Source organism: Kribbella sp. NPDC006257 (assembly GCF_040613535.1).
Lineage (GTDB): Bacteria > Actinomycetota > Actinomycetes > Propionibacteriales > Kribbellaceae > Kribbella.
The window spans coordinates 141,394-163,094 of record NZ_JBEXSJ010000014.1 but is presented as its reverse complement, the minus strand read 5'-3'; the positions used below and the strand labels follow the sequence as shown (position 1 = coordinate 163,094).

The following is a 21,701-nucleotide window of genomic DNA, read 5'->3' as shown; positions in this document are numbered from 1 at the left end:
GAATGGTGATGGCGGTGTCGTTCGAGCGGTACGGGCGGCTGTATTACTTGGATCCCGGCTCGCATCGACCGCGGGTCGGGGACAAAGTGCTGGTGCCGACCGACGACGGGCCCGAGGTGGCCGAGTGCGTCTGGGCGCCGCAGTACGTGACCGAGGAGATCGGTGGGCTGCCGCTGTGCGAAGGCATCGCGACGACCGCCGATCTGGATCGCGACGAGCAGAACCGTGAGCGCCGCGCCGACGCCCGGCTCATCGCGAAGCGGCTGATCCGCGAGCACGGCCTGCCGATGAAGGTGGTCGGCATCGACTTCGTCGACCGGCGCGCCGACGTCGACCAGCTGGTCATCATCTACTTCTCGGCACCGCATCGCGTCGACTTCCGTGAACTGGTCCGCGATCTCGCCCGGGGCCTGCGGGCCCGGATCGAGCTCCGCCAGGTCGGCGCCCGCGACGAGGCCCGGCTGCAGGGCGGGATCGGCCCGTGCGGGCGGGATCTGTGCTGCGCGACCTTCCTGAAGGACTTCGAGCCGGTCAGCGTCCGGATGGCCAAGGACCAGGACCTGCCGCTCAACCCGTTGAAGATCTCCGGTGCGTGCGGCCGGCTGATGTGCTGCCTCAAGTACGAGCACCCGCTCTACCAGGAGTTCAACGCGAAGGCACCGGCCACCGGCACCGCGGTCGAGACGCCGGCGGGGGACGGGGTCGTCGTCGGGCACAACGTGCCCAGCGACACCGTCGTCGTACGGCTTGCTGCGTCGGGGCGGCGCTGTGCGTGCAGCCGCGCGGACGTGTGTTCGCCACGCCAGCAGTACGAGGCCTCGCCGACGACTACGCCGGATGCCGTAGCAGTCGAGCCGCCGGTAGTGCTGGATGAGCCTGTCGTCGAGCAGACTCCAGAGGGTCCGCGGCGGAAACCGCGGCGACGGCGCCGGCTGAGTCAGGCAGGCGACGACCAAGACACGGGAGACAGCTCGCAGTGATGACGCGCAGGACGATCGCAGGTCTGGCAGCCCTGGCGGTGCTGGTGAGTGGATGTGGAGTGGCCAGCAGGGCCCAGGACTCCGACGGGTCCGGCGGCGCGGTGCCAGGCGGCGGTACGACGCCCACGGGTCCGGCCGGCCCGATCCCCGCCGGACTGGAGACGTTCTACCACCAGCAGCCGAACTGGGAGCGCTGCGGCTCGGGGAACCAGTGCGCCACGATCACCGTGCCGCTGGACTACACCAAGCCGACCGGCAAGACGATCGAGCTGCGCGCCCGCAAGGTGCCGGCCCGCGACCGGACCGGCAAGGTCGGCACGCTCTTCATCAACCCGGGTGGTCCGGGCGGTTCCGGCCTGGACTTCGCGGCCGCGGCCGGCTTCGTGCTCGGGCCGGCCCTGCTGCGCAAGTTCGACGTGATCGGCTGGGACCCGCGCGGCGTCGGCCAATCCACGCCAGTGACCTGTCTGGACACCGAGCAGATGGACAAGTTCATCGCCGCGGACGGCAGCCCGGACGACGACGCCGAGATCAACGCCCTCAACGAGCAGGCGAAGATCCTCGCAGGAGGCTGCGAGCAGCGTTCCGGCGAGCTGTTGCCGCACGTCTCCACCAAGGACGCGGCCCGCGACATCGACGTACTGCGGGGGATCGTCGGCGACCCGCAGCTCTACTACCTGGGCATGTCGTACGGCACCCTCCTCGGTGCCACCTACGCGGAGCTCTTCCCGCGGAACGTGGGCCGGCTGGTGCTCGACGGCGCGATCGACCCGTCGCTGTCGTCGGAGGACAACAACATCGCGCAGGCGAAGGGCTTCGACACCGCGTTGGACGCGTTCGCCGAGGACTGCGCACAACGAAGCTGCAGACTGGGTACGACGAAGGCCGAAGTGCTGGCCAATGTGGACAAGCTGATCAAGGACACCGATGCCAAGCCGCTCCCCGGTGACGGCAAGCGTGAGGTGACCCAAGCGATCGCCGTACTGGGCATCATCTTCCCCCTCTACGTGAAGCAGTACTGGCCGCGGCTCGAGGACGCGGTGGTCGACGGGCTGGCCGGCAAGGGTGCGCGGCTGCTCGCGAACGCCGACGAGTACACGGACCGCACTCCGAAGGGCTACAGCAACAACGCCGGCGAGGTGATCTACGCGGTCAACTGCCTCGACCGGCCGGATCTCACGTCGGTGGCCAGCGGCAAGGCCGAGCAGGCGAAGTTCGACGCCGCGTCACCGCGGTTCGGCTCGTTCCTGCTCTGGGGCTCGCTGCCGTGTGCGAACTGGCCGGTGAAGCCGGTCGACAAGCCGCACAAGATCACCGCGGCCGGGTCGAAGCCGATCGTGGTGGTCGGTACGACGCGCGACCCCGCCACGCCGTACTCGTGGGCCGTCGGGCTGGCGCACCAGCTGGAGAACGGCGTCCTGATCTCCCGCGACGGCGACGGGCACACCGGCTACCACGAAGGCAACGACTGCGTGGACAAGGCCGTGGAGACCTACCTGCTGAAGGGCACCCCGCCGGCCACCGACATCCAGTGCTAGTTGGGGCGCGGATCGGCTGAGTCGCCGGTGTCCTGCGGCGGGAGCTGCAGGGTGTCGGTCGCGTGCTCCAGGACGGCCTTGAGCGCGTCCTGGTCCTGCGGACGGCCGCCGACGGTGATCTCGATCGCCGATCGCCGGCCACCCTCGGCCGCGATCCAGCGCGACATGCCCATCCGCGGACCGCGCACCTTGTCGGTGTAGGTGTAGACCAGGGTGCCGTCGGTGCGGCTGATCACGGTCAGGTCCTGCTCGTCGATGCTGTTCGCGCGGGCGTCGACCATCGCGTCCGGGGCCTGCTTGCTGCCCCGGGTGTCGAACCGGATCTGCCAGACACCGGTCGGGTCCAGGAACCGCGGCCTGGTGCCCGCCTGGGAGCTGACCCAGCCGGCCGGCACCTCGGCGGTCACCGGAGACTGCTTGGTGCCGAAGGTCTGCGCCACGTACTGCAGCGAGGCGGCCTGCAACCCATCGGTCGGGCCCGGCGTACTCGGCGTCTGGGACGGGGTGGTCACCACGTGCGCAGCCGTGTTGTCGCCGTTGTCCCGGTTGATCGCCAGAACCGTGCCGAAGACGGCCACGCCGACAGTCATTCCCGCCAGTGTCGCCAGCAGCGCCTGGTGCCTGGGCGTCAGCATCCCGACCTCGCCTTCCGTTGCCTCATGCTGATTATCGACTACGAAGGGGCCTTCGCCGAAACCCGGCGTACGCTGGCCCGTCGTGGAGACCGAACAGGCCCTCGCGGAGGCATTGCGCCGCTACGACGCCGGTGAGGCGGAACGGGCCGACCTGAAACTTCTGGTGAAACAGCTGCTGAATCTTCTGGTGGCGAAGGCCCCCGGGCATGCGGTCGAGGTCCGCGTCCCGCCGTACGGAGCCGTGCAGTGCATCGAGGGACCACGGCACACCCGCGGTACGCCGGGCGCGGTGATCGAGTTGCCCGCCGAGATGTGGATCGACCTGGCGCTGGGCCGGATCGGCTGGGCAGACGCCCGCGCGACCGGGAAGGTCCGGGCCTCCGGTGAGCGGACGGATCTCACCGCACTCCTGCCGTTGGTTGTGCGGTGAGTCTTCGAACGCGGTTGAGCCGCCTGAGTGTCGACCTGACGCCGTGGCGCGGCTCCCGTGACTTCCGGATCCTGCTGGTCGCCGGGACCGTCTTCTACCTCGGCGGCATGGTCGGGTACGTCGCGCTGCCGTTCCAGCTCTACCAGCTGACCGGCTCCAACTTCGCCGTCGGCGCGATGGGCCTGGTGACGATCGCCCCGCTGGTCGTCTTCGGCCTGTACGGCGGGGCGCTCGCGGATCACATGGATCGCCGCAAGACCCTGATCGCCACCGGGATCGCCCAGGCGGTGATCCTCGCGGTGGTGCTCACCAACAGCTTGCTCGCCCATCCACAGGTCTGGGTGATCTACGTCTGCGGTGCGCTGACCGCGATCGCCACGTCGCTGCAGCGCCCGAGCCGCGAGGCGTTGCTGCCCCGGGTGGTCAAGCACCAGGAGATGCCCGCCGCCGTCGCGCTGAGCTCTCTCACCTCGCAGGTCGGCCAGCTCGCCGGTCCTGCGCTGGGCGGCGTCCTCGTCGGCACCGCGGGCGTCAGCTGGGCCTTCGGGATCGAGCTGGCCGGTCTGCTGATCGCCACCGCGCTCTACACCGCCCTGGGTTCGTACAAGGTGAACGAGCACAGCAAGCCGCCGAGCCTGCGCGGGATCGGCGAAGGGATCGTCTACGCGTACCGCCGCAAGGACCTGCTCGCGACGTACGTCGTCGACATGGTCGGCATGTTCATGGCGATGCCGATCGTGCTCTTCCCCGCCTTCGCCACCGACATCCTGAAGGAGCCGAAACTGCTGGGTCTGCTCTACAGCGCGGAGGCGATCGGCGCGATGGCCGCCAGCCTGACCAGCGGCTGGGCGAAGCGGGTCCATCACCAGGGCCGCGCGGTGGTGATCGCGACCATCTGCTGGGGTGCGGCGGTCGGCCTGGCCGGGCTGGCGCCGAACATCTGGATCGCGATCGGGTTCTTCGCGCTGGCCGGGGGTGCGGACATGGTCTCGGTGCTGTTCCGGTCGGTGATCTGGAACCAGACCATCCCGGACGAGATGCGCGGCCGGCTGGCAGGGATCGAGATGCTCGGTTACTCGCTCGGGCCTTTGGGCGGTCAGGCGCGTTCAGGCATCGTGGCCGACCTGACGACGGTCCGTACGGCGATCGTCAGCGGCGGTGCCCTCTGTGTGATCGGCGTGGTCGCGACGACCGCGTGGTTGCGGGAGTTCTGGCGGTACGACGCGCGCACGGACGAACACGCCATTCGCGAGCGCGACCTCCGGACAGCGGCCGAGGCGGCCGGGTAGTGGGAGAGCTATGAGTAGTGTTGGTCACCATGCGCATGCGTTCGGTAGTGGGGCTCCTGGGTGTCGCGGCACTGTTGACCGGCTGCAGTGGCCCGGGGAACGAGGATGCGCCGAACGTGCCGCCGCTGGTGTCGGTTCCGACGACCGAGACACCGACGCCGACTGAGACTCCGAGCAGCCCGGCCACGGCGAAGGTGGCCGACACGTTGTGCACGCGGGTGAACCCGACGGTGGTGCAGACCACGCTCGGCGTACCGGTGGTCGAGATCCAGACGAAGCAGGTCCCCGCGGACTTCGGGTTTCCGACGTACGACGTGTGCGAGCTGGGGCTGAGTACCAGTCCCGGGGCTGCCGTGCTGCGGATGGAGCGGTCGCTGGTCGTCGCCACGAAGAGTTCGCTTGATGCCGAGCAGAAGGCGTACGCCGCCTCCAAGGGTGAGGCTGCCAAGCCGGTTGCTCTTGGTGATGGCGGCTTCGGGACCAGCCGGTTCGTGGTGTTCCTGTTCCGTGACCGGCTGATCAAGGTCAGTGGGCCGCCGGCGACCTTGGCGAAGTACGTCGTACTCGGTCAGGAAGTCGTTCGGCAGGCACCTGGGTTGCCGGATGCGCCGCTGTCGATCGCCCGCCCCGAATGCGAACGGGGGACCTCGGCCGCCGCGAAGGTGATGGGTGCGCCGGCGGTCTTCCGGCGCGACAGCGAGACCTCCGCCGGCGACCTGGTTTGCGGCTGGATCACCGAGAAGGGCGTCCTCTACACCACCGCCCGGCACGTCACCGACGCCGAAGCCCTGATGGCGCCCATCCGCAAGGCCCCCACCTCCCAGCCGGTCCCACTAGGCGACGAGGGCTACATCGACACCGTCACCGGCCGGGGCACGATCCGGGTCGGCACCACCAAAATCGTCGACCTGGTCCCCCTCGGCATCCCCCACCCCGACCCCGACCAGATGGCCACCTTCGCCCTCACCATCGCCGGCCGCTACACCCACTGACCTCAGCTGGCGTTCTTGTGGGTCGCCAGGTACTCACTCAGTGCCTCGCGCAGTACGTCACTCGGCTTGCGATGGTGACTTCTGGCGAACGCGTCGAGATCTGCGTTGAGCGCCCGCGGCAACCGCACCTGCCGAACTGGCGATTTCTCACCGGGACCGGCGTCCGGGTCGATCGATGGCCGGCCACCCTGCGAGCGTTCTACCAGCTCCCGTCCGAAGGCAGCCGCATCCGCATCGCGCAGGCTGGACTTGGAGCCGGCCGGCAGCCTCATGTCATGCTCGGCCCACTCGGCCGCGGCGTCGTAGTCCTTCTCAGTCATTTCCCTCCTCCATCCGCTCGAGATGCTTTGGCCGAGCGACCATCACGTGAAATATGTGCAGGTCGCGCGGAGGATTCACCTCGACCATGACCTCCAACAGTTCCCCACCCAGCTTCCTGGGTGGACCGATGAACAAGGTAGGCCGGATCTCAGCCGGTGGTCTCGGCTCGTCGAACTCCCGCTCGACGAAGTAGGCGTTCATTATCGCGTGCAGTGCGTCCTCACGGTCGATGGCCGTGCTTGTCCGCGCTGGATGCCCACGTGATCGCCACCTGAGCAATGTACTACAAAACATCTCTTGTGTAATACACAACCGAGCTGATGGTTCTATTGCGTCAGCGGGAGGGGGTCTTGCTGGGTGAGGGCGGTGGCTATGAGGGGGATGGCTTGGGTGAGGTCGGCGGGGGTGCGGGCTGCGTAGCCGAGGACCAGGCCGGGGGGACCGGTGGATTGGGTGTGCCAGGAGAGAGGTTGGGTTTTGACGCCGAGGTCCAGGGCGGCTCGGGCGAGGGCGACGTCGTCGACCGTGGGGGCGAAGGTGATGGTCAGGTGGAGGCCGGCGGCGGCGCCATGGATGGTTGCTTCGGGCAAGTGAGTGGTGATCGCATCGACGACGGCGTCCCGGCGCTCGCGGTGCCGGCGGCGGACGTAGCGGAGTTGGCGTTCGAGGGCGCCTGACTCCATCAGTTCGGCGAGAACGAGTTGTGGGAGGCTCGCGTTTCCCAAGTCTGCAAGGCGTTTCGCGCGGACCAACGCCGGCTTGTACTGCGGCGGCGCCAGCATCCACCCGATCCGGAGCGACGGGGCGAGCAGCTTCGACACGCTGCCCAGGTAGATCACCCGATCGGTCAGCATCGCCCGCAACGCAGGCACCGGCGGCCGGTCGTACCGGTGTTCCGCGTCGTAGTCGTCCTCGACGATCACCCCACCCTCGCCGGCCCACTGGATCAATTGCCGCCGCCGCTCCCCACCGAGCACCACGCCCATCGGGAACTGATGCGCAGGAGTAGCCAGTACTACGCGCGCCCCCGACGCACGCAATTCATCGACGCGAAGCCCCTCCGAGTCGACCGGGATCGGCGTCGTCACCATCCCCAAGCTCTGCAGATGCTGCCGCGATCCGAGCGACCCCGGATCCTCCACGGCGAGCTCCGTCGTCCCCTCGTCCCGCAACACCTGACTGATCAACGCCAGCGCCTGAGCCACTCCCGCCACGATGATCAGATCATCCGGATCCGCCGTGATCCCCCGATTGCGCGCGAGCCAGGTCGCCACCGCTCGCCGCAACCTCGGCGTACCGGCCGGCTCCCCATACCCGAACTCCGCAGCTGACAACTCAGCCAGCACACTCCGCTCAGCCTTCACCCAAGCCGACCGCGGAAACGCCGCCAGATCCGGTACTCCGGGCGTCAGATCCAACCGAGCCGGCACCGCACGCATCGCGTCGAACACCTCGAGTCCCGGCTCACTCACGACCACTCCGGAGTAGGCGGCGCGGAGGGGTTGGGTGTGAACCGGAGGAGTGGTGAGCGGTGCGGCGACGACCGTGGTGCCGGCCCGGCCGTTGGCTGTTATATGGCCGTCTTCGGTGAGGCGTTGGTAGGCCTCGGTGACTACGCCTCGGGAGACGTCGAGTTCGGCGGCGAGCAGGCGGGTGGCGGGGAGGCGGCTGCCGATGGGGAGGCGGCCGTCGGAGATCGCGGTGCGGAGTTGTTCGGCCAGCCAGCTGGACAGACCGCCGGCGGGAGCCTCGGCGAGGGAGAGCTGGAGGAAGTCGGCACCGGCTTTGGACCTGTCGGATGAAGCAGACATGGACCTGGGCACTGGACCATTGTGCGCGCACGGTGGGGTTATGGGAATCGACTACGTCCACGGATACACGCAGGCCGAGACGCGCCGGCTGGCCGATCAGGCGGGTACGTTGGCCGACCTGCTGCACGGCGATACGCAGTACGAGCCAGGGAGCAAGGTGCTGGAGGTGGGCTGTGGCGTCGGTGCTCAGACGCTGCAGCTGGTGACGAGAAGCCCGGGGATCCGGCTCACCGCGGTCGACATCTCCGAGGAGTCCCTCGCGCAGGCCAAGGCGCGGGTGACGGCTGAGGTCGAGTGGGTGCAGGGAGATCTTCGGGAGCTGCCGTACGACGGTGAGTTCGATCATCTCTTCTTGTGCTTCGTCCTCGAGCACCTGCCGGATCCGGTCCAGGCGCTGACGAAACTCCAGCGGGCCCTCCGGCCGGGCGGATCGATCACGGTGATCGAAGGCGATCACCGATCGGCGTTCTTCCACCCGCAGAGCAGCGACGCGCAGCACGTGATCGACTGCCTCATCGACCTGCAGGAAGAAGCAGGTGGCGACTCCTTGATCGGCCGGCGACTGCAGCCGTTGCTCAACGAGGCCGGGTACGCCGGCATCCGCACCACGCCTCGCACGGTGTACGCCGACGAGACCCTGCCGCACCTCGTCGACGGCTTCACCCGCAAGACCTTCATCGCGATGGTCGAGTCGGTCCGCGAACGCGCGCTCGCGGCAGGCCGTAGTACGGAAGAACGCTGGCAGCGCGGCATCGCAGACCTCACTCGTGCAGCCGAACCAGGCGGCACCTTCCACTACACGTTCTTCAAGGCCGTCGCATGGCGGGCCTGATCCTGCTCGCTGCCCTCGTCGTCGCGGTGCTCGAACGAACCCACCGCAGGCGCCCCCAGCCGGCCGCCTCCACAGACCCAAGAGACCGCGACCATCAGCGCCTCCTCGCCGAACTCGCAGCCGTCGCGGAGCGCGAATCTTGACGCGCGCGAGGGTGGGAGGGATTGATCGGGGCTGGTAGACAAAGGGGTATGCCGGCGACCGAGCAGTTGGAGATCGAGACCAAGTACGACGTGGACGAACACGCGATCCTGCCGGCTCTGCATGAGCTGCCCGGTGTCGCGAGTGTCGCCCAACCGGTCGAGCTCGACCTGGAGGCCGTGTACTTCGACACGGCCGACCTTGCACTGGCCGCGAACCGGGTGACGCTGCGCAGACGCACCGGCGGCGAGGACGACGGCTGGCACGTGAAGCTGCCCGGCTCCGGTTCCGGACGGCTCGAGATCCGGCACCCGCTCGGGCGGGTGGTGAGCAAGGTGCCGATCCAGGTGGTGCGGTCGGTCCGGGTGCATGTCCGCGATCACGAGCTCGCGCCGGTGGTCACCCTGAAGACCCACCGGATCGTGCACCGGTTGCTGGACGCCGACGGTGAGGTCCTCGCCGAGGTGGCCGACGACCACGTCACCGCCGAGGTCGAAGGGGCCGAGCCGGACACTTGGCGCGAGTGGGAGGTCGAGCTCGTCAACGGCGACCTAGACCTCCTCGAAGCCGCCGAACCACTGCTCCGCAGTGTCGGCGCGACGCCCGCGAAGGGCCCGAGCAAGCTCGCCCGCGCACTCGGTTCCCGGGTCCCGAAGCCGGTCGACCGGGTGCTGCCGAAGAAGCCGCTGACCGCCGACCTGTTCCGCCTGTACGCCGCGGCGCAGGTCGACGCGATCCGGGTCCGCGACCCCGAAGTACGCCGGGATCTGCCGGACTCGATCCACAAGATGCGGGTCGCCACCAGGCGGCTCCGGTCGGCGCTGGCCAGCTACCGGCCGGTGGTGGATCGCGAGGCCGGCGACGTCCTCCGGGCCGAACTCAAGTGGCTCGCCGGAGAGCTCGGCGCCGCCCGCGACGCCGAAGTACTGCGTGAGCATTTCGCCGCAACCGTCGCCGAGCAGCCCGTCGAACTGGTGATGGGCCGGGTGGCGGGCTTCATCGACGATCACCTGCGTGGCGTGTACAAGGCCGGCCGGACCCAGGCGCTCGCGGCATTGGAGAGCGAGCGGTACTTCCGCCTGCTCGACTCGCTCGACGATTTGATCGCGGACCCGCCGCTGACCGGTGACGAGCGGAAGGCGGCCAAGCAGCTGCCCGAGATTCTCGATCACGACTACAAAAGAATGCGGCAGGCGGTCCGCCGGATGGAAGCCGCCGCGGACGACACCGAGCGCGATCACGAGCTGCACGAAGTACGGAAGGCAGCCAAGCGACTCCGGTACGCCGGGGAGTCGGCCGAGCCGGTGCTCGGAGCCGAAGCGACCGCGCTGGCCGGTCGCGCCGAGCAGGTCCAGGAGGTGCTCGGCGACCACCAGGACAGCGTGGTCGCGCGCAGACTCCTTCGCCAGCTGGCCGTCGAGGTGCATCTGTCCGGCGGAAACGCCTTTACCTATGGGCGTTTGCATGCCGCCGAGGAGGTCCGCGGCGAGCGTTCGTACCAGGAGTTCCTCGAGCTCTGGCCCAGCTTGAAATGAGCCCAGCCTGAAATGAGCGAAGCCCCGACAGGATGCCGGGGCTTCGCGCAGGAGATGGGCGGAGATTGGTGCTGCCAGGCAGGCTCGCGTTTACCTCAGCAAAGCCTGCCTGACAGGTCTAGTGGTGGGTCGCCTTCTCGGCGCCCGCGCCGGTGAGTGAGCGGACCTCCATCTCGGCGAACTTGTCGACGTTGACCTGCTCCTTGCTGGTCAACGTGCCGATGATGCCGAGCAGGAACGCCAGCGGGATCGAGACGATGCCGGGGTTGTCCAGCTTGAACCAGTGGAAGTCGATCCCGGTGTCGGTGATCATCGACAGGCTGAGCCCGGTCTTCTTGTCGACCTTGCCGGACACGACCGGGGAGAACGCGATCAGGATGATCGTGGACGCCAGGCCGCCGTAGATGCTCCAGAGTGCGCCGCGGGTGTTGAAGCGTCGCCAGAACAGTGAGTACAGGATCGTCGGCAGGTTCGCACTCGCCGCCACCGCGAACGCGAGCGCCACCAGGAAGGCGATGTTCTGGCCGTTCGCGAAGATGCCCCCGACGATCGCGACGATGCCGATCACCACGGCGGTGATCCGGGCGACCTTCACCTCGTTGTTGCCGGTGATCTGGCCCTTCTTGATCACCTGGCCGTAGACGTCGTGGGCGAACGACGTACTCGCGGTGATCGTCAGCCCGGCCACCACCGCGAGAATGGTGGCGAAGGCGACCGCGGAGATCACTCCGAGCAGCAGTTCACCGCCCAGCTCGAAGGCCAGCAGCGGTGCGGCGGAGTTCGCCTTGCCCGGTGCCGCCTTGATCTTGTCCGGCCCGACCAGCGCGGCCGCGCCGTACCCGAGCACCAGCGTGAACAGGTAGAAGATGCCGATGATCCAGATCGCCCAGCTCACGCTGCGGCGGGCTTCCCTGGAGTTCGGCACCGTGTAGAAGCGCATCAGCACGTGCGGCAGCCCCGCGGTGCCCAGCACGAGGGCCAGGGCCAGCGAGATGAAGTCGAGTTTGCTGACCCCCGTTGCGCCGTACTGCAGTCCGGGGCTGAGCAGTTTCTCCCCAGCCGCCGGACTCTTGTCCACGGCGGCGCCCAGCAGCGCGGACAGATTGAAGGTGTACTTCGCCAGCACCCACAGCGTCATGATGCCGGCGCCGATCACCAGCAGCACCGCCTTGATGATCTGCACCCAGGTGGTGCCCTTCATGCCGCCGACGAGCACGTAGGTGATCATCAGCAGGCCGACGACGGCGATCACGACGTTCTGGCCGGCCCGATCCGAGATACCGAGCAGCAGGGCGACCAGGCCACCCGCGCCGGCCATCTGGGCCAGCAGGTAGAAGAAGCTGACCACCAGGGTGGAGATGGCGGCGGCCATCCGGACCGGACGCTCCTTGAGCCGGAACGACAGGACGTCGGCCATCGTGAAGCGGCCGGTGTTGCGGAGCAGCTCGGCGACCAGCAGCAGGGCCACCAGCCAGGCGACCAGGAAGCCGATCGAGTACAGGAACCCGTCGTACCCGTTGATCGCGATCGCACCGGCGATGCCGAGGAACGACGCGGCGGACAGGTAGTCACCGGCGATCGCGATGCCGTTCTGCGGACCGGTGAACGAGCGGCCGCCGGCGTAGTAGTCGGCCGCGGTCTTGTTGTTGCGGGAGGCCCTGATCACGATCGCCAAGGTGGCGACCACGAACAGCGCGAAGATCGCGATGTTGATCTTCGGGTCACCGATCTCGGTTGCCAGCGGCAACATCAGGGGCGCGCTCACTGGTGCTCACCTTCGATCTGGTTGCGCAGTTGCTCGGCCTCGGGGTCGATCTTGCGGTCTGCCCAGCGGACGTAGGTCAGTGTGATCGCGAAGGTCGACACGAACTGGAGCAGCCCGAAGATCAGTGCGACGGTGATGTTGCCGCCGATCTTGTGCGACATGAAGCCGTGGGCGTAGTCGGCGAGCAGGACATAGAGGAAGTACCAGACCAGGAACAGGCCGGTCATCGGGAACACGAAGCGCCGGAAGCGGCGACGCAGTTCGGAGAAGTCCGGCGACAGCTGGACATCCCGGTACGTCGACAACTCCGGATCGCCCGCGCGACGCGTATCGCTCATCGCGGACCTCCAGACGAGAACAGGGCCGGGCGGAGACCGGCGCGCAGGGTTGTTGCGCACACTGTGGCCCAGCTCACTCCCGCCGCCCAGCACGCACACGCATCGAGCGCCCAGCGGCCCCGCCCCCTCGCCCGGCGGCGCCGCCCGCCGCGACGAGCGGTACGAATCCCGCGACGAACGGGCGAACAGCCGGTACTGCGGGCGCCCGGTCGCCGGGTGGCGGGCTCATTTGCCGCGCTGCCGGCTGTTCAGGGGGAGGGGAAACCTCGGTCGACGTCGACGGCCTCGGGGGCGTGCAGGCGGACCATGCTGCGGGCGGTGCCGCGGGGGATCTTGTGCGGGGTGAGCTTGGAAACCACGATCACGGTGAGGAAGGCGAGCGGCATCGTCCAGGCGGCGGGTTGGCCGAAGAGGGCTCTTGGCCAGCCGGCTTCGGGTGGTCCGATCACGTTCACCAGTACGGCGGTGATCGCGGCGACTCCGCCGACGACGAGACCGGCGGCGGCCCCGGTGACGGACATCCTTCGCCACCAGATGCCCAGCACCAGCAGGGGGCAGAAGGTCGAGGCGGCCACAGCGAACGCGAGCCCGACGGTGTCTGCGAGGCTGAGAGATTTGGTGAGGTTGAAGGCCAGGTAGGGAACAGCAATCGCCAGCAGAGCAGCGATTCGGAAGCTGTTGACGGCCAAGTAGTCCCCGCCGGTCAAGCGGTGCAATCGCGGTCGGAGGAGGTCCTGGTCGATCACACCGGCGATCGCGACGGTCAGGCCGGAGGATGTCGAGAGAAACGCGGCGAACGCACCTGCTGCGAGCAGTGCTCCGAGCAGATCTCCTGTCGTGCCGGCGAAGATCCGGCTGGGGAGCTCGAGGACGACGGTATCCGGAGTGGTCCCGATCAGATCAGCGGCGAAGGAGCGGCCGAGTACGGCGTACAGGGGTGGGAACAGGTAGAACATGCCGAGGAGAGCCAGTACGGCGACCGTCGTACGGCGTGCTGTTCGTCCGTCGGGGTTCGTGTAGAAGCGGACCAGTACGTGCGGCAGGCCCATCGTTCCGAAACAAAGGGCCAAGAGCAACGAATAGGTGGCGTACAGCGGATGGTCGCGGCCGCCTGCGTGGGACAGCGGTTCCGCCCATTCCGATCCGGCGCCGTGCAGGGAGTCGAGCAGGCCGACCGAGTGGTCCATCGACCGCCAGGAGATCAGGATGACGAAGATCGGCGCGGCCAGGGCGGTCAGCTTCAGCCAGTACTGGAACGCCTGGACGAAGGTGATCGAGCGCATGCCGCCGGCCGCGACGTTGATGACGACGATCACCGCGACGATGGCTGCTCCGACCGCCGGCGGTGCGCCTGTCACGGTGTGGAAGGTCAACCCGGCGCCCCTGAGCTGAGGGAGCAGGTAGAGCGTGCCGATCCCGGCGACGAGCCCTGAGCAGATCCGCCGGACGACCGCGGACTCGAAGCGGGTCTCGGCGAAGTCCGGCAGCGTGTAGGCGCCGGAGCGGCGTAGCGGCGCGGCGATCAGGGCCAGCAGCATCAAGTAGCCGACGGTGTAACCGACAGAGAACCACAGCATGTCGGCGCCGTTCACCAGCACCAGGCCTGCGATGCCGAGGAAAGATGCCGCCGACAAATATTCGCCGCTGATCGCCGAGGCGTTCCAGGATGGCGTCACGGCTCGGCTGGCGACGTAGAAGTCACTTGTCGTCCGGGAGATCCGCAGCCCGAACAAGCCGATCCCGATGGTTGCCGCGACCACCAAACCGATCGCCGTCAGACTCATTGCCGAGGACATCTATTGCCGCCCGACGAACTCGGTGAACTCGGCTTCGATGCGTTCGGCCTTGCGAACGTAGATCCGGGCCGAGACGTAGACCACTGGGTAGACCACGAAGACCAGTAGGACCCAGGGGAGGGGGATGCCGAAGATCAGTAGGCGGCGGGTGGTGGGGATGAGTGCGAAGAGCAACGGCAGCCCGCCGAGGACGAGCGCGGCGCTGCCGACCACGCCGAGGGCGAGCCTGAGCTGCGATTGGATCAGCGAGTGCATGTAGACCTCGCCGAGCCGGGTCTGCTCGTCGATCTCACGGGTACCGGCCGGCGTACTGGGACGGCGGGCCGCACTCGTCCGCGGGCTCGTCACACGAACCCGGCGTGGACCGTCCGCCGGCGTACTCATCCCCGGAGCGAGGTCGACCGGACCAGCAGGTCGCGCAGTTCGCGGGTGTGCCGGCGGCTGACCGGCAGCCAGTCGTCGCCGACGCGGACCGCGCACCGGCCGCTGTCGACGCGCATCTCGTCGACGTGCGCGAGGGCGACCAACGTACTGCGATGGATCCGGGTGAACCCGGCTTCGCGCCAGCGCTCCTCGAGGGTGCTGAGCGGGATCCGGACCAGGTGCGAGTTCTGGCCGGTGTGCAGGCGTGCGTAGTCGCCTTGCGCCTCGACGTACCGGACCGTGGATCGCTGCACGAACCGGGTCACGCCCGCCAGCTCGACGGGGATCACCTCGTCGTCGGTGTCGTCGGCCGGCGGCGGTTGCACGGTCGGCGTACCGGCGCTGACCACCCGGCGTACGGCCTCGGTCAGCCGCTCGGCGCGGACCGGCTTCATCACGTAGTCGGAGGCATCCAGCTCGAAGGCGGCGACCGCGTGCTCGTCGTACGCGGTGACGAAGACGATGCGCGGCGGCCGGGCGAACTTCGACAGCACCCGGGCCAGGTCCATCCCGTCCAGGCCGGGCATCTTGATGTCGCAGAAGACCACGTCGAGGTCGGTCGCCTGCAGGATCTTCAGCGCGTCGGCCCCGTTGGACGCGGTCAGGATCTCGCCGATCCGGTCGTCCTGGCGGAGCAGATAGACCAGCTCGGCCAACGCCGGCTGCTCGTCGTCGGCCACGAGCGCGCGGAGTCGGGAGTCAGCCATAAGGCGCATGTTAAGCGGACGCATGCACCCCTGAGGAGTATTTGGGCACCCGGAAACTAACCTTCGTGCCGGCGCCCGGAGCCGTTTCCACCACCAGGCCGTACGCGTCGCCGTACACCTGCCGCAGTCGCGAGTCGACGTTGCCGAGCCCGATCGAGTCGCCGGTCGGCTCCCCGGCGAGCGCCGCGCGGATCACCTCCGGGTCGCTGCCGGCGCCGTCGTCCTCGACGCTGATCTCCGCCTCGGAGCCGCGATCGAGCGCCCGGATGGTGATCCGGCCGACGCCCGTGCTGCCTTCCAGACCATGCCGTACGGCGTTCTCGACGAGCGGCTGGACGACGAGGTAGGGGATGGCGACCGCCAGTACCTCGGGCGCGATCAGGAGCGAGACGGTGAGCCGCTCGCCGAATCGGGCCTGCTCCAGAACGAGGTAGCGCTCGACGTTGCGGAGCTCGTCGGAGAGCGCGGTGAACTCGCCGCCTCGTCTGAGCGCGTAGCGGGAGAAGTCGGCGAACTCGAGGAGCAGTTCGCGGGCGCGTTCGGGGTCGGTGCGGACGAAGGAGGCGATGGCTGCGAGGGCGTTGTAGATGAAATGCGGGCTGATCTGGGCTCTCAGTGCTCTGAGCTCGGCCTCCATGGCGCGGGTGCGTTCCTTGTTGAGCTCGGCGAGTTCGACCTGGCCGGAGACCCAGCGGGCGACTTCCTCGGTGGCGCGGACGAGCGCTGCAGAGGATCTCGGGCTGTAGGCGACGAGCACCGCGACGACGTGCTCGTCGGTGACGATCGGTGCGACGACCGCCGTACGGATCGGGCACTGTGGATCCCGGCAAGCTACGTCGTGGGCGCCCAGGACTGCGGTCCTCCCGGTGCGGAGGGTGTGGGCGGCGATGGACTTGGCGTCCACTCGGTGGTTGGACTCGTACGGTCCGCCGACGCCGTCCCAGGCGAGTACGCCGGACGAGTCGCAGATCGCGATCGCCGCCGTACCGAGCAGATCCCGCAGATGCTTGCTCGCCTTACCCGCCGCCGCGGGCGTCAGCCCCTCGCGCAAACTCGGACTGGCCAACGAGGCGGTATGCAGAGTCGCATACGTCGCCTTGTCAGCCGGAGTCCCGAAATGCTTCCGCCGCCGCCCGAACACACAACGACGGTAACCGCTCCGGCGCCGAGAACGGGTTGGTGTCCCGATCGACAGGATCAATTGGCGGCGGGTGCGAGGGTTCAGGCTCAGCTGGGCTGGGGTGGAGCGAAGTTCGGCGCATTGATCCTGTCGATCGGGACACCGACAGGCGGGGAAGCCACAGGGTGAGTCTGCGGGGTGGGTTTACTGCTCTGCGCGGGGGCGGAAGGCTTCTAGGGCTTCGGTGTCGGAGTAGGTGGTGAGGAGGTATTCAGCGGACCAGGTGTCGATCTGGGGGTAGCTGGAGTGGGTGGAGAGATAGGTGGCTGCCTCGGTGGGGTTGAAGTGGGTGCGGCGGAGGTTGACGCCGTCGGGGGTGAGGAGGGCCCAGCTGGCTCCGGGGGCGCCGTACGGCATGCCTACGCTTCCTGCGTTGACGACCAGGCGGCGGTCGACCTGGCGGGCGAACGGCATGTGGGTGTGGCCGCAGACGACGGTTCGGACATCGGCCGGTACGCCGCCGAACACAGTGGCCCAGCGGGAGATCGGGCTGTCGACCAGGACCATTTCCTCGTCGTCGCGTGGGGTGGCGTGGCAGAACAGGGTGTCGCCGAGGGTGAACGTGGTCGGTAGATCGTCGAGTAGCGATACCTGGTCGGGGCGCAGTTGCTCGGCTGCCCAGGGCGATACCGGATCAGGAGGGGTTCCGGTGAACGTCCCGCGCGCCATCGCGACGAGCTCCCGATCCGCGTTGCCGCGGACCCAGACGGCGCGTTTCCCCAACGACACCAGGAGATCCAGCGTCTCCACCGGCATCGGCCCGCTGGCGATGTCACCGGCGAGCACGATCACTTCCGCGCCGGCAACATCCGGCTCAGCGAGCACAGCCTCCAACGCAGGCAGCACACCGTGAATATCGGCCAGCACCACAACACTCATGCAACCCAGTGTGGCCGCAAAAGACCTTCCAGAAGCAGGTTCTCTGCTATCAGCAGAGAACTACGAGCCGATCATGAGTTCACCCGTGGCCAGCGGGGTGGCGAGCTCACACTGACCATCCGTCACCGTGCAGCGGATGATCGCGGCCTTCGTGTCGTGGCCGTCGTCGGCCAGGATGAGGAGGTGCTGGTCGTCCTCGGCGACGGTCTGGCGGAAGGACGGGCCGCCGCCCCACTCGCGGATCACGGCGCCGGCCTTGGTGTCCAGCGCGGAGACGCTCAGGTCGGCGTACCCGTCGCCGACCGCCGGACCCCCGTACGCCGTGGCGCCGTCCTCGGTGAATCCACCGATCCGGTTGGCACAGGTCCTCCACAAACTCTTGCCGGTGGCAACTTCGGTGACCATCGAGCAGGTGCCGTTGTCGTTGATGGTGGTCATCGAGGCGGCGAGCTTGCCATTGCCGGACAAGGCGGTCGGTGAGGTGACTGTCTTGACCTCGGTCGCGGAAGACTTGGCCGGGTCCCAGGCGTAGAGCTGCCAGGTATTAGCGTTCTGGGTGGCGTAGGCCCGGTAGTAGACCTTGCCGTCCTGGTAGGCGAGCACCGAGACCTCCCAGCGGTTCGGCAACTCGAGCTTCTTCACCACGCTGAGGTCGCTCTCGGAAACGGTCGCGTAGACCGTGCTGCCGACGCGGCCCCCGCCGTCGCTGCCGATCCTCTTGGTCGCATAGGCGCCGAACCTGCCGTCCGCAGTGGTGACGAGGGAAGTGACGTCAGGGGTGTGCTCGACCTTGTCGTAGAGGATCGTGAGCAACTCGGTGCCGTAACCCTTGCTGACCACGGCCAGCACCGAGTCGCTGACCCGGGCGACTTCCTGGATCTGAGCCGTGCCCGGGATCTTCGTCGGTGCGCCGGCACCGCCACGGACCTCCCGGCCGACCAGGTACGGAACCTGCGGATCGCGACCCTTGCGGAGTTTGCTCAGCTTCAAGGACACGTTGACTGCGCCACCCGAGGACGGCGTAGCCGACGGCGACGGCGTGGACGGTGTCGCGGTCGGGGTCTTGGCGACCGGCGTGGTCGTCTGCCCTGCCAGGGGAGCCGCTGAGTTGTCGCCCTTCTGCGGTCCGCGCTGGGAGGCGATGACGCCGCCGGTGATCACGGCCAGTACTGCGATCGCCGCGACCAGGACGATCAGCCGGCCGTTCTTCTGTTTCATTGCCATGCTCCTAAGAAGCGAAGGTCGTACTCAGTGTCGGCGATCATCAGCTCAGGAGGAGGTTGTCTGCGGCCACCGGCGTCGCCAGCTCGCAGTCGCCGGTACTGACCGTACAGCGCACGATCGCGGACTTCCCGCGGCCGGCCGAAGCCACCATCAGCAGGTGATCCTCGTCCTCCGGCGCCGCGCTCCGGAAGCACCCCATCCACTCGCGGAGCAGTCGCCCGCTCCTCCTATCGAGGGCTTTCGGGTCTCCTGGCGTCCACGCGTAGGTGCTCCACCTCGCACCCGAGCCGAGTACGTCCGAGGACTGGTAGTAGACCTTCCCGGCCGCGTACGCGAGCACCTTGAAGTTCCAGCCGACCACGTACGGAACCTCGGGCAGCTGTCCGGTGCCGAGTTCGTTCACCGCGAGCGGGACCTTGATCGGCGCCGTCAGCGGTGCCGCCGCGGCGACGTTCTCCGAGTGCGGGACATGACGGGAGGCGATCGTGCCGCCCAGGACGACGGCGGCGACTGTCACCGCGGCAACGAAGGCGACCAGCAGACCGCTCTGGCGCTTCATTACCCAGCTCCCATCAGCCGCAGACTGTCCCGCCGAGGCGTTCGGGCGGGGGCGGTCGCGAGCTCGCAGACGCCGGTGCCGATGCTGCATCGGATGATCGCGCTCGCCGTGTTCTCGCCGGTGTCGGCCACCATCAGCAGGTGGTCGTCGTCCTCGGCGGTCGCTCCGAAGAAGTGCGCACCGGTCCATTGACGCCGCACGTCGGCCGTCCGGGCGTCGAGCGCGGTCGTGGACGGGTCGCCGCCCTCGCCCCGGAAGTCCGGTGTCGCGATCACGGTCAATCCGTTCGGGGTGAAGCCGTTGAGCGAGTAGTCGCAGGTCCGCCACAGTTGTTTGCCGTCGGCAACCTGACGGATGGCCGAACAGAAGGTCTGGGCGGCACCGGCGAGCTGGTCCACCCCGTTCCTGCCCTGAAAGTCCACGCCTGCAGGGGATCTGAAGGACTTCAGCAGGTCGACCTTGCCGGTCAGGGCGTGCCAGGCGTTCAGCGTCGAAGTCTCGCCGTCGCGATCGGTATCGGCCGCGAAGTAGACGGTGTCGCCGACAACGGCCAGCACCTTGGAGGCCCAGTCATTGGGCCGTTCCAGCTTCTCGTCGGTGAAAGCGTTGCGCCAGTAGACAGTGTTGCCCTGCCGGCGTGTGTGGTCGGCGTTGGTCCGGGCGGTGCCGTAGGCGATGGCGTCCTCATCGACCGACGTCACCAGGCTCGCGACCGCCGCAGTGGCTCCGGGGAGGATGCCTTTGTCCTTGTTGACCCGGACGAGCTCGGAGCCGCCGATGCCGACCTCGAGGATCACCATGGCGTCGCCGTCGTACCGGACCGCATGGAGGATCTCCTGCGAGCCCGGCACGGTGACGTCCTGGCCGAGGCCGCCCTTGATCACTCGCCCGCTGACGTAGACGACCTGGGGAGCCCGGCCGGTCGGCAGGGTCTTGAGGTCTACCTTCACGGGCGTCGAAGGCGGGAGGGTCGCGGCGAGCGGGGCAGGTACCTGGTTCTCCTGCTGCGGCCCGCGCCGGTAGGCGATCGCTCCGCCGATGACGACCGCCGCCACCGCGACGGATGCGACTACTGCGACCAGCCGGCCGTTCTGGCCCCTCATGATGCGAGGAGGAGCGGTTCGGACGACAGGGGAGTGGCCAGCTCGCACTGACCTTTACTGACCGAGCAGCGGACCAGCGCGGACCGCGACTCCGGTTCTGCCTGGTCGTGCCACTGCAGCAGCACGTGGTCGTCGTCTTCGGCGACGGCGCCGCGGAGCGATGGGGCGTCCCACTCTCGCAGCAGGTCGCCCGTCTTGCTGTCCAGCGCGGCCGTCAGCAGATCGCCGTACGGCGCACTGCCGGGTGGGATCGCCAGCGCGAACTTGCCGCTCGGGCTGAAGCGAGTCAACTGGTACTGACAGGTCCGCCACAGTTGCTTGCTGTTGGCGAGGTCGGTCAGGACTGTGCACATGCCGCTGTCGTGGAAGACAGCGAAGCCGGCGGCGACCGTACCGCTAGGGTTCACCAGCGAAGGTGAGGCAACAGCTGGGATCTTGGTGACGGTCTGCTTGTCCACCTGCCAGCGGTAGAGGTCCCAGGGAAGGTCGGGGCCGCGGCCTGCGTGGAAGTAGACCGTCTTGCCGATGACGGCCAGGACCTGCAGGTCGTAGACATGCGGGCGTGCGAGCTTCGCAGTCGGTTGGGAGCCCGGCCCCTGGTAATAGACAGTGCCGCCGGCCATGGCGTCGGCCGCGAACCTTCCACCGGATGCGTAGGCCGCGGCCTGTCCGTCCGCGCTAGTCACCAACGAGTCCACGCCCTGGATCTGATTCACCTGCTTGCCCTCGCCGTCCAGCACGACCAGTGAAGGGCTGGTGACCGTCTTGAGCTGCACTGTCAGGACGTTGTCCCACAGCCTGGCCACAGCGACGAGCTCGGCCTTACCGGGGATCTTCACTGGACCGCCACTACCGCCCTGCAAGGTCCGGTCTCGTAGATAGGGGACCTGTGGCTCGCGGCCCAGCGGGAGCTTCCTGGCGTCGACCTTGAGCTTCTGGGGCAGCGGCTTGGCCGGTGTATCGGCTGAGCTCGGCAGCGCAGAGGCGGCCAGTGGGACGGCTGCACCGTGCCCGACCTGCGGGTCCCGCCTGGACGCGAGCAGCCCCCCGACGGCCACGGCGGCGACCGCTACAGCGGCTACCACGGCGACCAGCGGTCGGTTCTTGGCTGACACGCGCCCGTTTTCCATCCCCGTTCAGACGCCACCGGTCGGCGTTTTGTTCGCTCCGATCGAGATCTCGGTGTGACAGTGCGGTGACAAAGCACAGTACTGGCGACCCGG

The 21,701-nt window shown here is 68.2% G+C and carries 22 protein-coding genes; 8 read left to right on the top strand and 14 right to left on the bottom strand.

Annotation, left to right across the window (positions count from 1 at the left end; all coding sequences use genetic code 11):
• The first annotated feature begins 2 nt into the window (after positions 1-2).
• Together ricT and ABZ004_RS19220 are read left to right on the top strand one after the other, a co-directional pair.
• Positions 3-980, top strand: a complete 978-nt coding sequence (ricT, locus tag ABZ004_RS19225; RefSeq protein WP_355681254.1) for a regulatory iron-sulfur-containing complex subunit RicT — start codon at positions 3-5, stop codon at positions 978-980.
• Positions 980-2,518 carry an alpha/beta hydrolase gene (locus ABZ004_RS19220; RefSeq protein WP_355681229.1) on the top strand — a complete coding sequence of 513 codons (1,539 nt, stop codon included), beginning with the start codon at positions 980-982 and terminating at the stop codon, positions 2,516-2,518. The genes ricT and ABZ004_RS19220 overlap by 1 nt, the downstream gene beginning before the upstream one ends.
• Here ABZ004_RS19220 and ABZ004_RS19215 read toward each other — a convergent pair.
• A complete protein-coding gene (locus ABZ004_RS19215; RefSeq protein WP_355681228.1) occupies positions 2,515-3,153 on the bottom strand; it encodes a hypothetical protein in 639 nt (212 codons plus the stop codon). The genes ABZ004_RS19220 and ABZ004_RS19215 overlap by 4 nt on opposite strands.
• An 82-nt stretch (positions 3,154-3,235) precedes the next feature.
• On the opposite strand from ABZ004_RS19215, the gene ABZ004_RS19210 reads away from it, so the two are divergent.
• From ABZ004_RS19210 to ABZ004_RS19200, 3 genes are read left to right on the top strand one after another with little or no spacing between them, the layout of a single operon-like run.
• Positions 3,236-3,583 (top strand): sterol carrier family protein, encoded by a 348-nt coding sequence (locus tag ABZ004_RS19210; protein WP_355681227.1) that lies wholly within the window; start codon positions 3,236-3,238, stop codon positions 3,581-3,583.
• Positions 3,580-4,872: an MFS transporter gene (locus ABZ004_RS19205; protein WP_355681226.1), complete on the top strand. Its 1,293-nt coding sequence runs from the start codon at positions 3,580-3,582 to the stop codon at positions 4,870-4,872. Before ABZ004_RS19210 ends, ABZ004_RS19205 begins: the two co-directional genes overlap by 4 nt.
• Before the next feature lie 29 nt (positions 4,873-4,901).
• Entirely contained in the window at positions 4,902-5,864 is a 963-nt protein-coding gene (locus ABZ004_RS19200; RefSeq protein WP_355681225.1) for a hypothetical protein, read from the top strand.
• Between the two features lie 2 nt (positions 5,865-5,866).
• Here ABZ004_RS19200 and ABZ004_RS19195 read toward each other — a convergent pair whose 3' ends face one another.
• Entirely contained in the window at positions 5,867-6,184 is a 318-nt protein-coding gene (locus ABZ004_RS19195; RefSeq protein WP_355681224.1) for a CopG family transcriptional regulator, read from the bottom strand.
• Positions 6,185-6,511: 327 nt separating this feature from the next.
• Entirely contained in the window at positions 6,512-7,996 is a 1,485-nt protein-coding gene (locus ABZ004_RS19190) for a PLP-dependent aminotransferase family protein (RefSeq protein WP_355681223.1), read from the bottom strand.
• Between the two features lie 40 nt (positions 7,997-8,036).
• Here ABZ004_RS19190 and ABZ004_RS19185 point away from each other — a divergent pair, with 40 nt between their 5' ends.
• Genes ABZ004_RS19185 through ABZ004_RS19175 form a run of 3 tightly spaced genes read left to right on the top strand, consistent with a single transcriptional unit; the run spans position 8,037 to position 10,504 of the window.
• Positions 8,037-8,828 carry a methyltransferase domain-containing protein gene (locus tag ABZ004_RS19185; RefSeq protein WP_355681222.1) on the top strand — a complete coding sequence of 264 codons (792 nt, stop codon included), beginning with the start codon at positions 8,037-8,039 and terminating at the stop codon, positions 8,826-8,828.
• The gene (locus ABZ004_RS19180; protein ID WP_355681221.1) at positions 8,816-8,971 is read left to right on the top strand and encodes a hypothetical protein; all 156 of its coding nucleotides are present in this window, start codon (positions 8,816-8,818) and stop codon (positions 8,969-8,971) included. Before ABZ004_RS19185 ends, ABZ004_RS19180 begins: the two co-directional genes overlap by 13 nt.
• 48 nt (positions 8,972-9,019) lie before the next feature.
• Complete coding sequence (locus tag ABZ004_RS19175; RefSeq protein ID WP_355681220.1) at positions 9,020-10,504, top strand: CYTH and CHAD domain-containing protein; 1,485 nt, start codon at positions 9,020-9,022, stop codon at positions 10,502-10,504.
• A gap of 118 nt (positions 10,505-10,622) precedes the next feature.
• On the opposite strand, the gene ABZ004_RS19170 is transcribed toward ABZ004_RS19175, so the two are convergent.
• From ABZ004_RS19170 to ABZ004_RS19120, 11 genes are all read right to left on the bottom strand, one after another.
• The gene (locus ABZ004_RS19170; RefSeq protein WP_355681253.1) at positions 10,623-12,254 is read right to left on the bottom strand and encodes a cation acetate symporter; all 1,632 of its coding nucleotides are present in this window, start codon (positions 12,252-12,254) and stop codon (positions 10,623-10,625) included.
• 11 nt (positions 12,255-12,265) lie between these two features.
• Positions 12,266-12,607 (bottom strand): DUF485 domain-containing protein, encoded by a 342-nt coding sequence (locus tag ABZ004_RS19165; protein WP_355681219.1) that lies wholly within the window; start codon positions 12,605-12,607, stop codon positions 12,266-12,268.
• 248 nt (positions 12,608-12,855) lie between these two features.
• Entirely contained in the window at positions 12,856-14,391 is a 1,536-nt protein-coding gene (locus tag ABZ004_RS19160; RefSeq protein ID WP_355681218.1) for a cation acetate symporter, read from the bottom strand.
• A gap of 12 nt (positions 14,392-14,403) precedes the next feature.
• A complete protein-coding gene (locus ABZ004_RS19155; RefSeq protein WP_355681217.1) occupies positions 14,404-14,787 on the bottom strand; it encodes a hypothetical protein in 384 nt (127 codons plus the stop codon).
• Positions 14,784-15,533 carry a LytTR family DNA-binding domain-containing protein gene (locus ABZ004_RS19150; RefSeq protein WP_355681216.1) on the bottom strand — a complete coding sequence of 250 codons (750 nt, stop codon included), beginning with the start codon at positions 15,531-15,533 and terminating at the stop codon, positions 14,784-14,786. The genes ABZ004_RS19155 and ABZ004_RS19150 overlap by 4 nt, the downstream gene beginning before the upstream one ends.
• Before the next feature lie 10 nt (positions 15,534-15,543).
• Positions 15,544-16,674 carry a histidine kinase gene (locus tag ABZ004_RS19145; RefSeq protein ID WP_355681215.1) on the bottom strand — a complete coding sequence of 377 codons (1,131 nt, stop codon included), beginning with the start codon at positions 16,672-16,674 and terminating at the stop codon, positions 15,544-15,546.
• Between the two features lie 183 nt (positions 16,675-16,857).
• Positions 16,858-17,592, bottom strand: coding sequence for a metallophosphoesterase family protein (locus ABZ004_RS19140; RefSeq protein WP_355681214.1), 735 nt, complete (start codon positions 17,590-17,592; stop codon positions 16,858-16,860).
• Between the two features lie 60 nt (positions 17,593-17,652).
• Positions 17,653-18,810 carry a hypothetical protein gene (locus ABZ004_RS19135; protein WP_355681213.1) on the bottom strand — a complete coding sequence of 386 codons (1,158 nt, stop codon included), beginning with the start codon at positions 18,808-18,810 and terminating at the stop codon, positions 17,653-17,655.
• 46 nt (positions 18,811-18,856) lie between these two features.
• On the bottom strand, positions 18,857-19,375 hold the full coding sequence (locus ABZ004_RS19130) for a hypothetical protein (protein ID WP_355681212.1): 519 nt from the start codon (positions 19,373-19,375) through the stop codon (positions 18,857-18,859).
• On the bottom strand, positions 19,375-20,478 hold the full coding sequence (locus ABZ004_RS19125; protein ID WP_355681211.1) for a hypothetical protein: 1,104 nt from the start codon (positions 20,476-20,478) through the stop codon (positions 19,375-19,377). Before ABZ004_RS19125 ends, ABZ004_RS19130 begins: the two co-directional genes overlap by 1 nt.
• Complete coding sequence (locus ABZ004_RS19120) at positions 20,475-21,593, bottom strand: hypothetical protein (protein WP_355681210.1); 1,119 nt, start codon at positions 21,591-21,593, stop codon at positions 20,475-20,477. The genes ABZ004_RS19125 and ABZ004_RS19120 overlap by 4 nt, the downstream gene beginning before the upstream one ends.
• Between the last annotated feature and the right edge of the window lie 108 nt (positions 21,594-21,701).